Annotated in this window: 11 protein-coding genes and 2 tRNA genes; 6 read left to right on the forward strand and 7 right to left on the reverse strand. The window is 61.9% G+C overall.

All coding sequences use genetic code 11. The annotated features are described in order from the left end of the window. Positions 1-45 precede the first annotated feature (45 nt). From BUB04_RS03260 to BUB04_RS03270, 3 genes are all read right to left on the reverse strand, one after another. The gene (locus BUB04_RS03260; protein ID WP_073036914.1) at positions 46-339 is read right to left on the reverse strand and encodes a hypothetical protein; all 294 of its coding nucleotides are present in this window, start codon (positions 337-339) and stop codon (positions 46-48) included. A 20-nt stretch (positions 340-359) separates the two neighbouring features. After that, complete coding sequence (locus tag BUB04_RS03265) at positions 360-1,004, reverse strand: zinc-ribbon domain-containing protein (protein WP_073036916.1); 645 nt, start codon at positions 1,002-1,004, stop codon at positions 360-362. Positions 1,005-1,116: 112 nt separating this feature from the next. Further along, positions 1,117-1,719, reverse strand: a complete 603-nt coding sequence (locus BUB04_RS03270; RefSeq protein WP_073036918.1) for an Ntn hydrolase family protein — start codon at positions 1,717-1,719, stop codon at positions 1,117-1,119. A gap of 102 nt (positions 1,720-1,821) precedes the next feature. On the opposite strand from BUB04_RS03270, the gene BUB04_RS03275 reads away from it, so the two are divergent. Next, entirely contained in the window at positions 1,822-4,734 is a 2,913-nt protein-coding gene (locus BUB04_RS03275) for a PAS domain S-box protein (protein WP_073036920.1), read from the forward strand. 196 nt (positions 4,735-4,930) lie between these two features. Here BUB04_RS03275 and BUB04_RS03280 read toward each other — a convergent pair. Next, positions 4,931-5,007, reverse strand: a tRNA-Pro gene (locus tag BUB04_RS03280). A 290-nt stretch (positions 5,008-5,297) separates the two neighbouring features. Here BUB04_RS03280 and uvrC point away from each other — a divergent pair. Continuing rightward, positions 5,298-7,211: an excinuclease ABC subunit UvrC gene (uvrC, locus tag BUB04_RS03285; RefSeq protein ID WP_084076076.1), complete on the forward strand. Its 1,914-nt coding sequence runs from the start codon at positions 5,298-5,300 to the stop codon at positions 7,209-7,211. A gap of 210 nt (positions 7,212-7,421) precedes the next feature. On the opposite strand, the gene BUB04_RS03290 is transcribed toward uvrC, so the two are convergent. Next, complete coding sequence (locus BUB04_RS03290; RefSeq protein ID WP_178371890.1) at positions 7,422-7,940, reverse strand: DciA family protein; 519 nt, start codon at positions 7,938-7,940, stop codon at positions 7,422-7,424. A gap of 99 nt (positions 7,941-8,039) precedes the next feature. Here BUB04_RS03290 and BUB04_RS03295 point away from each other — a divergent pair. Beyond that, positions 8,040-8,116: transfer RNA gene (locus BUB04_RS03295), tRNA-Arg, on the forward strand. A 121-nt stretch (positions 8,117-8,237) separates the two neighbouring features. Here BUB04_RS03295 and BUB04_RS03300 read toward each other — a convergent pair. Both BUB04_RS03300 and BUB04_RS03305 read right to left on the reverse strand, forming a co-directional pair. Next, positions 8,238-8,609 (reverse strand): response regulator, encoded by a 372-nt coding sequence (locus BUB04_RS03300; protein ID WP_178371891.1) that lies wholly within the window; start codon positions 8,607-8,609, stop codon positions 8,238-8,240. Continuing rightward, entirely contained in the window at positions 8,602-10,566 is a 1,965-nt protein-coding gene (locus BUB04_RS03305; RefSeq protein WP_073036923.1) for a sensor histidine kinase, read from the reverse strand. Before BUB04_RS03305 ends, BUB04_RS03300 begins: the two co-directional genes overlap by 8 nt. Positions 10,567-10,816: 250 nt before the next feature. Between BUB04_RS03305 and BUB04_RS03310 the strand changes: the two genes are divergently transcribed. The 3 genes from BUB04_RS03310 (at position 10,817) to BUB04_RS03320 (ending at position 14,675) form a co-directional block, all read left to right on the forward strand. After that, a complete protein-coding gene (locus tag BUB04_RS03310; protein WP_073036925.1) occupies positions 10,817-11,587 on the forward strand; it encodes a sensor histidine kinase in 771 nt (256 codons plus the stop codon). Between the two features lie 621 nt (positions 11,588-12,208). Then, positions 12,209-13,591 carry a sigma-54-dependent transcriptional regulator gene (locus tag BUB04_RS03315; protein WP_073036927.1) on the forward strand — a complete coding sequence of 461 codons (1,383 nt, stop codon included), beginning with the start codon at positions 12,209-12,211 and terminating at the stop codon, positions 13,589-13,591. 466 nt (positions 13,592-14,057) lie between these two features. Beyond that, positions 14,058-14,675 (forward strand): response regulator, encoded by a 618-nt coding sequence (locus tag BUB04_RS03320; protein WP_073036928.1) that lies wholly within the window; start codon positions 14,058-14,060, stop codon positions 14,673-14,675. Positions 14,676-14,754 lie beyond the last annotated feature (79 nt).

A 14,754-nucleotide genomic window follows, 5' to 3' on the forward strand; every position in this document is an offset into this window, starting at 1 on the left:
AATCCCAGGGTGATGGCCGCAAAGAAAGGGGATGGAGACAAGGTCTTAATGGGGGTCTCCAGTGAATAGGCTGATGGGCTCCTTGTCCCCGTAAGCCATACGGATCTCTTTCAGGAGCTGGTTGGTTGCCTGTTCAATGCGGAAAATATCGCTTTCGTCCACCGTGTCGTCGGACACGTGCCGGAGGGACTCTTTCAGGCGCTGGAACTGCTGGATGATCTCCGGGCGGATTTTTCCCTCTCCCAGCCTGTGGTCCAGCTCCAGGATGGTCGTCACACAGCTCTCGATGCGCGCCCGAAAGTGCCTGGAGCGCCCGTTGCCCCCTCTGCGCCTGAACAATTTCTTCCATCCTTGGCCGATCAGAGTCGCCCCCTTTCGTTCAAGGCCTCTTGGAACATGCGGTAGAACTTCTTGCGGCTTTTCATCTCCCGTTCCAGGAGCACTTTGGCCTTTTCCAGGTCCGCGGGATGGATGATGAGGTCCACCTGCTGGCGAAAAGCGGCAAAGGAATCCATGCTCCGTTCCCGGTCCGTGATGAGGCAAAAGAAGGACTCCCTCCTTTGGGCCATGGGAAGGTTTTTTACAAATCCCACCAGCACGTGGGCGCGGTCTTCCGGCCCCGCCGGCTCTTCGAGGACCACAAGCTCATAACCTCCGTGACGGAGTCGCCGAACGGCCCGGTCGGGATCCGGCTCCGCAATGGCCCGAAACCCCAGCTCCGAAAGGAGCTGCCCCAGTCGCTCCGCCCGCTGGGGCTCAGCCGTGCAGATAAGCGCCGTCATCCCCCCTTCGTGGAGAGTATCCAAAAAGAGATCCTCTTCCAGATCGTCGTGATCAGGAACCAACGACGGCTCTTCGAAGGAGGTTCCTTCCGGCTGCTTGGAATTCTTCACCACGATGGCATTTTGGCAGCGGGGGCAGGCAACACGCACGGCCTTGCCCGGCGGCAATTTGTCGTCCGGAATGGAGAAAGAGGCCCGGCAGCCTTCGCATCTGATCTTCAACGTCCCCCTCGCTTCTCGGCCCGGAGCATTCGGGAATCTCTCATATGGCAAGTCAATCTTACTTTGCTTTTATGCCAAAAGGTCCCATCAGGTCAATATATGGGAAGGAGCTCTAAAGGATCTCCACAAAGCCGTCGTGGGTGAGCAGGGCGAAGGTGTGGGGAGGCCCCACTTCTTCCTTGAGCCAGGTGAGGATCTTCAGGGCCGAACGCATCTCTTGGAGAATCTCGGCAAGGGGAGTTACCCGCCGAACCAGCCTTTTCAGGCGATCCTCCAGCACTCTTCTCCGGGGAAACGTCCATGCGTCCTGGATCGGCTCCGCGGCCGCCCCATCCTTCGTTCGCCGCAAGGCATAGGCTTTCGGAATACGCCGTTCCCCCTTCATCTCCCAGCCAGCCACGGCCATGGCGAACGGTCCATTGGCAGGCTCCTCCCTTTGCCACGTGGGACCCAGCCGGGTCATTTCGACCAACGCATCCGCCACCCGATCATCCAAGGTTCTCTCGTGCCGTGTTCCCTGTCCGTCAGCCCACCGGGCCATATGATCCGCCGCGATGGGCCCGCCGCCCACCAACACCACCCCGTGGGTTGACAACGGATAGATGCGTCGGACGGCTACGATTTCCTGGTCGCCGCTTTCGCGGAATCCAACGGCCCGCCCGTCGGCGGCAAGGGCGATGCCGTCCTTGCCGATGGTGAGAATCAACTGAGCCATGGTCGGTCTTTGCCTTGATCAGCCGGCAAGGAACGCCTAAATTGAACCTAGTTTTCCAACGAAAGCATCATTGTTTTCCACCTCTGATGAGAGGTCTTCCCCATGAGGATCTTGCTGGGCCTATTCCTTACCTTCTTGGCGCTGGCAACCCATCCGGTTTCTCTCCTGGCGGCTCAGAAACTCTACAAGGTGTGCCTCTACGAAAACCCTCCACTGGTCGGACTGGATGCCGACAGACGAGCCTCCGGCCTCTTCGTGGAGCTGCTGGAAGCCGTGGCCCAGGCCGAAGGGTGGCAGCTTCAATACCGCGAAGCCTCCTGGGCGCAGTGTCTCGAAGAACTGCGTTCCGGCGCGGCGGACATCCTCCCCGTCATCGCATATTCGGAGGAACGAAGTCGAGCGTTTCTCTTTTCCAGCGAAACGGTGCTCACCAACTGGGGCGTTGTGTACTCCCGCAAAGGCGAGAAGGTCTCGGGCATTCTGGATCTGGAAGGCAAGATCATCGCCGTCAAGGATCAGGACATCCACATGCAAGCCCTCCAGGCTCTCCTCAGCAAATTCCCGATCAAGGCAAAGTTTGCTCCTTACGAAACCTACGATCAGGTTTTGTGGAGCGTGGGAGAAGGCAAAGCCCATGCCGGAGTGGTCAACCGGATCTATGGCCAGACCAACAGCCATCGGTTCAGCGTTGAAAGCACGCCCATTGTCTTCAACCCCATCGAGATCCGCTACGGGGGGCACCCGGGCACGAGCCGCACCGCCCTGGAGACCCTGGACCGGTACTTAAAAAACTGGAAGCAGGAAGAGAATTCCGTCTACCATCAGGCCGTCACCCGGTGGCTCCATGTGACCGCACCCCCTCCCGCCTGGACAAGAACCGTCAAGATAACGGTGGGGGCCACGATCCTGTCCCTCCTCCTGTTGGGCTCTGCGGCCCTTTTTCTCAAACGCCAGGTACGCCTCAGGACTCAGGATCTCAAAACCTCCCACGGCCATCTGGAGCAGGCTCTGCGGCAACAGAAAGCATTCCAGAGCGCCCTGCTTGAAACGGAACACCGCTACCAGGCCTTGTTTCAAAAGGCCACCGACGCCTTGCTGGTGATCAACGAGGACGGTCGCATCCAGGAATGCAACCAGGCGGCTCAGGATCTTTTTCGAGCCTCCCGGGAAAACCTGGTGGGGCGACGCCCCGGCGATCTCTCCCCGCCCCGGCAGCCCGACGGCGCCCCGTCCGACGAAAAAGCCTCCGTCCTCTTCGAATCTGCCCTTCCGGGATATCCCCAGAGATTTGAATGGGTTCACCAGAGACCGGACGGGTCCCTTTTCGATGCGGAAGTCCAGCTCAGTCTCATCTTCCAGGAAGGGGATGCACGGATGTTGGCCAGCATCCGGGATGTCACCGAAAAAAAGGCCATGGAGAAAGCCATCGAAGCACAACGAAAACACCTGGAGAGGGTGCTGGACAGCACGCCCATCGCCCTCTTTCTGGTGGATGTGGATGGAAAGGTCATTTTCTGGAACAAGGCCAGCGAAGAGCTCATCGGCATTTCCAAAGAGGACGTGATCGGCACCCCTCCCGATTTTTCCAATCTCTTCGGAGGCAAGCCCCCCGTGATCCCGGCGCTTCTCCTGCTGGAGATGGATCCGGTAGAGGTTGAAAAAAGATATGCTCCAAGAGGCATTCGCCGCTATCCGTTGCATCCTGAAGGAATTCAGACCATCAGCCGCTTTCAGATGCCGGGCGGCTGGCGGCACGTGAGCGTCGTGGCGGCACGCCTCCGCGATGAACAGGGAAATCTCTTGGGGGTCATCCAGTGCGGGCGCGATATCACCCAGGAAGTGGAACTGCAGGGACAGCTGGTGCAGGCGCAAAAGATGGAGGCCATCGGGCGCCTGGCCGGCGGAGTGGCCCACGATTTCAACAACGTCCTCACGGTTATCCTGGGCTACTGTGATCTCCTGCTTCTTCGTTCCTCCCTAAACCCGGACGAAGCGAAAAAGGTGTCCGAAATCAAGAAGATGGCCCAGAGGGCTTCCCAACTAACGGGTCAACTCTTGGCCTTCAGCCGAAAACAGGTCTTGCAGCTTCGATCGGTGGATCTCAACGCCGTCCTGGAGAACCTGCGGAAAATGCTGGAAAGGCTCATCGGAGAGGACATCCGCCTCCAAGTGACGCTCGCACCCGGGCTCTGGCCCGTCAAGGCCGATCCGGTCCACCTGGATCAGGTGATCATGAACCTGGCCGTGAACGCCCGGGACGCCATGCCCGAAGGCGGCCTCCTGACCCTGGAGACCGCCAACCTGAAGCTGGAACATCCCCTCCGCCACGATTCCGTGGTTGTGCCGCCGGGAGAATATGTCAGTCTCAAGGTGGCGGACACGGGCCACGGCATGGACCCGGCCATCCGGGACAAGGTTTTCGAGCCCTTTTTCACCACCAAGCCCGCCGGGGTGGGAACAGGCCTGGGACTTGCCACCGTGTACGGCGTGGTGAAACAGTTGGGAGGGTTCATCCTGGTGGACAGCACGCCGGGTCGAGGGACCACCTTTTCCGTTTATCTTCCCAGACAGGTGGGAGCAGCCGAGCACGTCCCGGCGGACTCGCAACCGGAGACGCCCCACGCCGTCGCCGGCACCGAACGCATCCTGGTGGTGGAAGACGAGGAGCTGGTGCGCACCATGGCGGCGGAGACCCTGGAAACCTACGGGTACCGGGTGCAGGTGGCGGCCTCGGGGGCCGAGGCCCTGGAAATCTGCAGCCGGGACGGCTCCTTTGATCTCCTGCTCACCGACGTGGTCATGCCCGGCATGGACGGTCCGGAGCTCGCCCGACGCATGGCGGAAATCTGCCCGGGCATCCCGGTGCTTTTCATGTCCGCGTATCCGGACGACCGTCTCGCCCGCCATGGTGTTCTCGGCCGTGACGTGGAGCTCCTCCCCAAGCCCTTCTCCCCGCATCAGTTGGCCCGCAAGGTCCGGGAGCTTCTGGATGCAAAAAAAGTGGTTAGGTGTTAAGGGCTAGGGGTTGAGGGTTGAGGCGGCGTCGAAACCGCCGGGGGGAGCCGCCTGCTTGCCGGTTCGGGGCATAGGAACCCCCATCACGGGCAGGCCGCGACAACGAAGAGCGCAATGCACCCTTGAGAAGCGGAAGGTTCGCCCTGGAACCATAAGAAAAAACGCCCGGTTTCCCGGGCGGTTTTTTAGCGGCTTCTGGTCGGGACGACTGGATTTGAACCAGCGACCTCTGCGTCCCGAACGCAGCGCTCTACCAAACTGAGCCACGTCCCGACCGACGGAGCCCTTCTACCAAAAAAGATTTTTCCTGTCCAGCCTTTTCCCCGGCCGCCAAAAATCCCCCGCACCTTCTTTTATAAGGGGAAAGTCTCCAACACCACCCCGCCCATCCCCCATCCCCCATCCCCCATCACTCATCACTCATCACTCATCACTCATCACTCATCACTCGTCACTCATCACTCCCCTCCCCTTCTCCGAATCCCCCTGGAAGTGTTATAGATGCGGCGCCACGGTTCCGGCATGGCAAAGATCCGCTCCCAACTCTTCAGGACAGACCGGGAATGAAAGAACACGAACTCGACAGGAAAGACAAAGAGCTTCAGCCGCAGGAATCAAGGAGTCTTCCCAATGACGGGGCCGATGAACAGCGCCTGTGGGTAGATCTCGAGACCATTCCGCATCTTCCCGGCGTGTACCTCTTCAAAGCCCCCACGGGACAGGTGCTCTACGTGGGGAAGGCCCGCGACCTGCGAAAGCGGGTAGCCAGCTACTTCCGACCGGAACACACTCTTCCCCTCAAGACCAAGGCCCTGGTCCGCCGGGCTTCCGACTTGGATTTCGTGGTGACCCGAACGGAAAAGGAAGCGCTCCTTCTGGAATCGAGCCTCATCAAGCGGCATCGGCCGCGCTACAACGTGATCCTCCGGGACGACAAGAACTACCCGGCTTTGCGCCTCGATCCGCGCGAACCCTTTCCGAGGCTCCAGATCGTGCGCCGGTTCCAAAAGGACGGAGCCCTCTATTTCGGTCCCTACCACTCGGCCCATTCCCTTCGGGAAACCCTGAAGGTGCTCAACCGCATCTTCCCGCTCCGCCAATGCAAGTCCAAGAAGCTGGTGCCCAGGAAAAGGCCCTGCCTCAATCATTCCTTGGGCCGGTGTCTGGGAGCGTGCGCCGGCAAGGTGACGGAACAGGAATATGGGCGGGTGGTGGACGAGGTGGTCCTTTTCCTGCGGGGCAAGACGGATCGACTCCAGGAAAAATTGCGGGCGGGCATGCGGGAGGCCTCGGAGGCTCTGGATTTCGAACGGGCCGCCCTCTACAGGGATCGACTCCGGGCGGTGGAGGAAATGCTGGAAGCCCAGGTGGTGGTGTCCGACCGCCTGGAGGACCAGGACGTGGTGGGCCTGCACTTTCAGGAGGATTCCGCGGAAATCGTCCTCCTTTTCGTCCGGCATGGCGCCATCGTGGGACAACGCGGCTACTCCTTCCGCGATCCATCGGAAGGCCCGGAGGAACTTCTGGGGGCCTTTCTCCAGCAGTTCTACGCCGACGGGAGGCTCATTCCCCGCGAGATCCTGGTTCCGATGCTTCCTTCCGGCCATGAGGTCCTCGGTGAGTGGCTCTCCGATACGGCCGGGCGCAAGGTCCGCCTCTGGGCGGCCCAAAGGGGAAGCCGCCGGGCCCTGCTGGATCTGGCCCAACGGAACGCCGAGGAGCGAGCCAAGGCCCGCTCCGGGGAGGCCACCGACCTGTCGGCCGTCTTGGAGGCGCTTCAGGACCTGCTTCGCCTGCCCCGATTACCGCACACCATAGCCTGCGTGGACATCTCCAACATGCAGGGCCGCCATGCCGTGGGTTCCGTGGTGGTCTTTGCCGGCGGCCACCCCCGCCACGGGGATTATCGCCGGTTCCGGATCCGCACCAAGATGGAACCGGACGACCCGGCCATGATGGCGGAAACCGTGGAACGGCTCTTGGAAAAGGAGAAGCCGCTGGCGCATCGTCTGGACCTGCTCCTGCTTGATGGCGGCAAGGGGCAGCTGAACCGCATCCTGGCCCTGCTGGACGAAAAGGGGTGGAAGGACCGGCTTCCGGTGGCGGCCTTTGCCAAGGAAAGGGAAAAGGACCTGGGCGAAGAAGGCCGGGGCCTCTACGAGAAGGTGTATCTACCGGAACGAAAGAACCCTCTCTTCCTGACCCGCCATCCGGAGGTGCTCCATCTTTTGCAAAGGATCCGCGACGAGGCGCACCGCTACGCCGTCTCCGGCTACCACCGTCGCCACCACCAAGAGCTCCTGTCCTCGGAACTGGACCGCATCCCCGGCGTGGGCCCCAAGAGAAGACAGACCCTGCTCCAGCACTTCGGCGATGTGGAAGCCATACGCCGCGCCGGTGTGGAAGAGCTGGCCCGCGTGCCCGGCCTGCCGCGCCCCCTGGCGGAAAAGGTTCATGCCTATTTCCGCCAAAGATGACGGGGCGGCGAACCAGCCCTCTAAACAAGCGGGGGATCCCGGAAAACGCCGTGCGCAGAGGCGAAAGATCTTTCGCCCCTACCGTTCGCTACCCCCATCATGGGAACCTGGGTACGGGGGGGGAATCGTTCCCGTCCCTCACGGGAGAAGCGAATGCGGCGAATTCGGGCTGTCGCGCCTTTCGGCGCTCCCACACGGGGAATTCGTCCGTCATTCCGACTCGGGATCGTGATCGGCGGGAACGAGCCGGAGCAGCTTCTCTCCCAGCTTCCGAAGTTCCGGGTCGGAAAGGGACTGCAGCAGCTTCTCCTCCTCATGGGTCAGAGGCCGAAGGGTCGGCTTTTTCCGGCGCCGGGTGCGCCTCTTGGACTGGAGTTTTTGCAGCCGCCGGTAGTTGGCATCCAGCTCGGGATTTAGATCCTCCACTTCGCCCACCCGTATGGAGATCTCCCGGACCACCACCTTCCCCCACAGGGCATTGATCCTCTCGCGCAAAGCTTCCTTGTTGATCTCCAGGTGGTGTTTCCACACGCCGTCCCGAGCCACGATGACCAGGCGCCCGTTCTTGAGGGACCTTGGAACCGTATGCCGGGCCACGGGCTCCCCCACCAAGTCCTTCCAATCGCCCAGAGGGTTGGAAGCGAAGGAGGGATGCCGGGAAAGCACCTCTTTTACGAAGGCCCGGAGCGGCTCCGCGCTCCGGGTTCCCGTGGACTTGTTTTCTTCCATGGGGCCCCGTTCCATGTTCCTTTGAACCTCCGCGTGTCCTTGCGGCGATTGACACGACCGTGCGGCTGTGATATGGACGGTCTGCTTTTTCTCGTCCCGGCCCCCGTAGCTCAGGAGGATAGAGCACAGGATTCCTAATCCTGGTGTCGCAGGTTCGAATCCTGCCGGGGGCACCAATTTATCCTGCAAATTCAATCTATTACACTACACTCCAGACACTCTTCAAAATCGGCTTTGGGGGCATTTTGGGGGCAGATTTCGGCGGTATTTTCCCAAAATGCTTCTAAAAACAGAGACTTATTTCTTATTCAGGGCCTTGGCCAGAGCACCCAGCAACTCGTCGGGCGTGAAGGGCTTGGGAAGCAGGACGGAGGCTCCCTTGCGGTAGCCCTCCCGGATGGTTTCCGGTGTGGAAAAGCCCGTCATCATCACGATGGGAAGATCCGGGCGTTCCTTCAGGACCCGTTCGACCAGGTGCATGCCATCCCGGCGGGGCATTTTGAGGTCCACCAGGATCGCCCGGAAGCTCCGGCCGGGAAGGATCTCCAGCGCCTCGTCCACCGAGGAAGCGAGCACCACCCCGTAGCCCTCTCCCTCCAGGACCATCCGGCAGCTTTGAAGCACGATGGGATCGTCGTCCACCACCAAAATCATCGCCTTTTCATTCACGGTCATCATCCCGTTCCAGAGGCAGCCACACGGTAAAGGTGCTCCCCCTACCGGGGGCGCTGTTGACAAAGATCCGGCCTCCGTGCCGCGCCACGATCCCGTAGGAAACCGACAGGCCCAGACCCGTTCCCTTCCCCACCTCCTTGGTGGTGAAGAAGGGATCGAAGAGCTTGCCCATGTGTTCCTCCGGAATGCCGCAGCCGGTGTCCAGCACGCTCACGCTCACCCCCGGCCTTTCCCTTCCGTCGCGGTCGGGGCGACTCTCCGTGCGGCTCGACACCGTAATGGTCCCGCCGGCCTCGGTGGCGTCCAGGGCGTTGATGAGAAGATTCATGAAGACCCCGCGCATCTGCTCCGGATCCACCACCAGCGGGGGGAGCGACTCGGCAAGGAGACAGTTCAACTCCACTCCCTTGATCAGGGCCTGGTTTTCCATCAAGGCCACGGTGGAACGAACCAAGTGATTGATATCCGTCGGTTCCGGATGGAGAGCCGTCTGGCGGGAAAAATCGAGCAGGCCCTTCACGATCTTTCGGACCCGTTCGGTGGCGTCGGCGATGGTCTTAAGGCCGTCGCGCACGTCCTCCGGCAGATCCTCGCGATTCATGAGGAGGTGGCTGAAGGTGAGAACGCCCGTCAGCGGGTTATTGATTTCATGGGCCACGCCGGCCGCCAGACGCCCCACGCTCGCCTGTTTCTGGGCTCGAAAGAGCTTGTCTTCCGTTTCCTGGCGCTGCCGGTTCTCCCGCTCCCGAATGGACGCCAGCATGTCCTTGAAGGTCTTCTGAAGCACTCCCAGCTCGGACTCGGAAACGGGCTCGATCTTGGGGGAAAGATCCCCCTGGCTGACCTGCCGGGCGGCTTCGATGAGCTGATGCACCGGCCACATGATCTTTCGCTCCAACACGGACCCCACCACGATGGCCGTGGTGATCCCGAGAAGACTCATGGCGAAGAAGGTGAACAGGGCCCTGTTTCTCACATCCACGTAGGGTCTTTCGGGAATCCCCACGTAGAGCATCCCGATCCTCTCTCCCGTCACGGCATCCACCAGGGGCTCATAGGACGTCATGAACCAGTCGCTCACCACCTGGGCGCGGCCCACCCAGCGCCGCCCTTCCTGCAGCACACGCCGAGCCACTTCCGCCTGAGCCCGGGTCCCATGAGCCCGGGCCCCGTCGGGCAGGGTCACGTTGGTGGCGATGCGAAGATCCCGGAGGAAGATGGTCACCGTCCCTTCGGGCCCTTCCCCTTTGTCCCGGCGAAAGACCGTGTCCCGGATACGGTCCACCAGGTTGGTGTTGCCGTTGACCAGAACGGCCCCGTAGGCCACTCCCACGAAGGAACCACCTCGAAAGACGGGGACGGCCGCCCCCAAGAGCACCCCTTCTTCCACGAACGGCTCCCCGTTCGGTTCCGCCCGCCCCTCCTGTGGAATGGACACGACGGGAACCCGCGCCCGATGGGCGAGAACCGGGTTTTCTTGGGCCAGCCACTTGGCGGGAAGGACCACGGCGCCGGCCACCTCAGTTTGGTCTCGGAGCGCCGGGCCCACGAAGGGATGATGGCCGTAGTCGGCTGAAACGGGAAATGGATCGGGACCGATCCGAGCCACCACCCGACCGTTCCCATCCACCATGCCGCACAGGTCCAGACCGGCCGCCCGGGCCAGGTTTTCCAAAAGGCGCAGCAGCCGGGCCGGTTGGTCCTCTTCCGCGGAGCCGCTCCAACCCGTACCGGCCAGAGCCGCTTCCAGACCCAGCTGCACCTGGTGCACCTGCTCGTCCACCATGAGGCGCGCGGCGTTCAAGTCCGTTTCGATCCGCCCGGACACCTCGCCCACGTAGGCCTGGTACAGCAGGTGAGCCCCCACGATCAGGGACGTCACGCCTACCAGGAAGGAAACACCCAGGAAGCTCACGATGAGCTTGGTTCTTGTCTTTTTCAAGAGTTGCACGAAAGGTTTTCTCCCAGCCGGATTGGATGACGGCCTCCCATGAGGCGACCCCTACGGGCGGGCTAAAAGCCCGCCCCTACTTCAACGCCTTGCCCCCACACATGTCTCACCCCATACCCCATATCCCTTATCCCGTGCCCCCCACTCCCCCTTACGCTCGAAGGCTCGCGATGGTATGCTTACGGGCGCCCGAGCCTCGCGGCCGAAGCGCCTCCGCGGGGCGTGGATGAACCCAAGCCGGGAGTATCCCATGAAAGACGGAACCGCCGCAACTTTTCAGGAACACACCATCGCCATCTCCCGGCCCTTGGTGCACGAAATCAACAACGCCCTCACGGGCGTCCTCACCTTTTCCAAACTGGCCGCAAGAAAAGTTTCCGAGATGGAATCTCTCCCTCGGGGGTTTTCGGAATTGATGGCTCAGCTGGAAGTGAGCGCCCAGCGGTCGGCGGTCCTGGCCAAGGCTCTTCTGGATTTCCTTCCCAAGGCCCCCTTGGCCTGGGAGTCGACGGACTTGGTCGCCCTGGTGGAAAAGGCCCTGGCGGACCCGCCTCCCCTCCGGGAAAACTCGGTCCGCACCTCCCCGGCGATTAAGATGGATCTCCCCGGCGAACCGGTGGCGACCCAGGCCTGCCCCGGCCTTTTGTCCCAAGCCCTGAGGGCCCTGGCGGCCAACGCCTTGGAGGCCGCCCTGGAGGCCCTTCCGGAGCGTCCTCCGCGGATCGCAGTCCGGCTTTGCACCAGCGAGGGCATCGCCCGGATCCTGGTGGAAGACTCGGGATCGGGAGTTCCCGGGCATCTGACCGAGCGGATCTTTGAACCCTTTTTTACAACCAAAGCCGCCGGAGAACACTTGGGCCTGGGTCTGTACGTGGCGCGCGCGGCGGCCCGCCTTCACGGCGGCGACCTCCACCTGGAATCCACGGGCGATGCAGGTTCCCGGTTCGTCCTGTGGTTCCTTTTGAAGGAACCCCCACAGCGGCCCGTTTCCTGGGAGGCTGTCCGAAAACGTCGTGGATGATCTTTTTTCTCGTAGCGCAGCCCTTTAGGGCTGCGGAAGAACCCCCGAATGTTGGATGGGCCATCGCGCATTTCTTGTCGTTTCATGGAGTTGCGAAGGCCCTTTCCCGCGGGGCTAAAGCCCCGCGGCTACGAAAAGAGGCGCCATAGCCGGGGCTCATGTCTCGGAGAGCCATTGTCGGACAGGCTCCTAGGAGGCTGTCCGAGAACTCCCGCCAACCGTCACTCCCGCGCAAGCGGGAGTCCATAACCTATTGGAAATTCTGGATCCCCGCTTTCGCGGGGATGACGGCTGGACGTTGGAAAGGGCAAATGAGCCATTTTCAGACACGCTCCTGCGAGGTTGCCTGAAAACGTTAAGGATAACCTCTTTTTTCGTAGCGCAGCCCTTTGCGGCTGCGGAGGAATCCACGAACGTCGGATGGGCCACCGGGTGTTGCCCGTCACCTCATGGGGTTGCGATGACCCCTTCCCGCGGGGCTGAAGCCCCGCGGCTACGAAGGAAATGCAATTCCGCGCCATCTTGAGCCAAGAGCCGTTGCCGGACAAGCTCCCCGGGGGCGCGTCTCGTCCTTTGTTGTCGCGGGCTGATTGTGATGCAAGTTCATAGGAGGCCGGTCCCATGACCGAAACGACTTCAGAAGACCGCTTCAAAATCCTCATCGTGGACGACGACCTCCACGTGCGCCTTGCCCTTTCCCAATGGCTCGAAGAAGACGGCTACGTGGTGGACTCGGCCCAGGACGCCCCATCGGCCCTTCAGCTCTTCCATGAATCATCCTGGGACGTGGTTCTTCTCGACCTCCGCATCCCGGGCGGCGACGGAATCCAGCTTCTCAAGCAGATCAAAAGCACGGCCCCTCATACGGTGGTTTTCATGATGACGGGCTACGCCACCATCGACTCGTCGGTGGCGGCCATGAAGGAAGGCGCCTACGACTACATCGTCAAACCGGTGGACCCCGAAAAGCTCTCTACGGCCCTTCGCGCCGTCCTCAACCGCCGCCGACAGGTGGCCCGAACCCCGGAGGAATCCCCACCGCCCGGCACGCCGGTTCGCTTCCACAATATCATCGGCAGAAGCGCTCCCATGCAGCGCATCTTCGAACTGATCCGGCGGGTGGCGGACACCAACGCCACGGTGCTCATCACGGGCGAGACCGGCACGGGAAAGGAGCTGGTGGCTCGAGCCATTCACAGCCAAAGTCTCCGACGTTTCGGGCCTTTCGTGGCCGTAAGCTGCAGCGCCATCCCGGAAAACCTCCTGGAAAGCGAACTCTTCGGCTACGAAAAAGGGGCCTTCACCGGCGCCGAGCGCCTGAAGCAGGGCCGGTTCGAACAGGCGGACGGCGGCACGCTCTTCCTGGACGAGGTGGGGGAGCTCTCGCCGGGGATCCAGGTCAAACTCCTGCGGGTCCTCCAGGAAAGATCCTTCCAGCGGCTGGGAGGCACGGAAACCGTTTCCGTGGACGTGCGCCTGGTGGCGGCCACCAACCGAAATCTTTGGCGGGAAGTGGAGCAGGGCCGCTTTCGAAGCGATCTGCTCTACCGCCTGAACGTGGTCCATCTGCACCTTCCGCCCTTGCGGGAAAGAATCGAAGACGTGCCGCTGCTGGCCGCCGCCTTCATGAAGAGGTTCAGCGACGAATACGGTCGGGACTTCCGGCGGATCTCGCCGGCCGCAGTGGAACGGATGCGGGCCTATTCCTGGCCCGGAAACGTGCGTGAGCTGGAAAACACCGTGGCCCGGGCGGTGGCCCTCCACGCCGGTCCCACCCTGGAAGACTGGCACCTTCCCTTCGGTGAGCCCATCCGGGAAAAGCCTCCTTCGGAGCCGGATTCCGAACCGCGGAGCCTTCGGGAAGTGGAGCGGCGCCACATTCAAAAGATGCTGGAACGGTTCCACTGGAACATCTCCCAGACGGCCCGGGTTCTGGAAATCGATCGCACCACGCTGCACAAGAAGATCAAGAAATACGGGCTGAAACCTCTCGGGCGCCCGTGACCGAGGCGGTTCGCCACACCTGTGGTCTTTTCCCACAGATACCCCTCCGGACCGATCCCACCTTTCTTTCGGCCCCCAAAACGGCCCCTCGGAGGCCCGGACTGTGGTTTTTCGCCTCACCTCCTCCGGCGGTCAGATCCAGGAAGCCGCCCTGCCATCCATGAAAGACCGGACCCGGCGAGACCCTTCCGTGCGAGCGCCGAGAAGGGCACCGACCCGGCCGCCGCGGCCTTCGCCACTTCCACAACATGCGGACACCACAGAGTTTTCTCGCCATCCCCGGAAGTTTCCGCAGCCCTTTGCGTCCCCGGCCCCGTGAGCTCCCAAGGGCTCATTTTTGCGATTCGACGAAGCCTGGCACGCATCGTGCCTTGGTGTTCGGGCACCACACGGGGCCGACGGGTCCCGTCCAATGCCAATAGGGACGAGATGAGCGCCTTCGGGCCTGAAAGAAAGGAGAAACGCCATGTTGAACGCCCTTGTGATCGACGACGAAAGCATCGTGTTGGATTCCATCGCTTCCATCCTGAGAGGCGAAAACTTTTCCGTGGACCTGTCCCGGGACGGACGCCAGGGGTTGGACCGGGCTCTTCGCCGCAACTACGACGTAGTTCTCACGGACATCCGGATGCCCGAACTGAACGGTCTCGACGTGCTGCGCCGGATCAAAGAGAACAAGCCCCACGTTCCGGTGATCGTAATCACCGGGTACGGTTCCGTGGATTCGGCTGTGGACGCCATGAAATCGGGCGCGGCCAACTACCTGGAAAAGCCCTTCACACCGCGCCAGATCATCGAAGCGGTGGTTCAGGCCGTGGGCCTGCGCAAGGGGCATCCCTTCGGCGCCGACCCCGTCGTGCACCCCTATGAGGTGGAACGGGTGCTGACCCAGGCGGCCCGCGACCCGGAAAGGGCCCGCGCGCTCCTGGAGGACGGCCCCCGGGCCCTGCCCGACCGGCTGACCACGGCGGAAAAGTGCGCCATCCTTTCCGGAGACGTCGCGTGGCTGGAACAGCGTCTGGGAACCCTCACGGGGGAAGAAAGAAGTATTCTGGAATCCCGCCTGAGCGCGGAAATCTGGTAATATCTGTGAGTTGAGCGATTCTTTTCCATGGTGCGGTTCCGGCGGGCGGGCGTAAAGCCCGCCCCGACCTGCTCCTCCC

Source organism: Desulfacinum infernum DSM 9756 (assembly GCF_900129305.1).
Classification (GTDB): Bacteria; Desulfobacterota; Syntrophobacteria; order Syntrophobacterales; family DSM-9756; genus Desulfacinum; species Desulfacinum infernum.

What these genes read in the sequence shown, in the direction of transcription:
- BUB04_RS03270 (WP_073036918.1), bottom strand. Translation starts at nt 1,719, where the DNA reads ATGGCTCAGTTGATTCTCACCATCGGCAAGGACGGCATCGCCCTTGCC.
- BUB04_RS03275 (WP_073036920.1), top strand. Translation starts at nt 1,822, where the DNA reads ATGAGGATCTTGCTGGGCCTATTCCTTACCTTCTTGGCGCTGGCAACC.
- BUB04_RS03315 (WP_073036927.1), top strand. Translation starts at nt 12,209, where the DNA reads ATGACCGAAACGACTTCAGAAGACCGCTTCAAAATCCTCATCGTGGAC.
- BUB04_RS03290 (WP_178371890.1), bottom strand. Translation starts at nt 7,940, where the DNA reads ATGGAAGAAAACAAGTCCACGGGAACCCGGAGCGCGGAGCCGCTCCGG.
- BUB04_RS03310 (WP_073036925.1), top strand. Translation starts at nt 10,817, where the DNA reads ATGAAAGACGGAACCGCCGCAACTTTTCAGGAACACACCATCGCCATC.
- BUB04_RS03320 (WP_073036928.1), top strand. Translation starts at nt 14,058, where the DNA reads ATGTTGAACGCCCTTGTGATCGACGACGAAAGCATCGTGTTGGATTCC.
- uvrC (WP_084076076.1), top strand. Translation starts at nt 5,298, where the DNA reads ATGAAAGAACACGAACTCGACAGGAAAGACAAAGAGCTTCAGCCGCAG.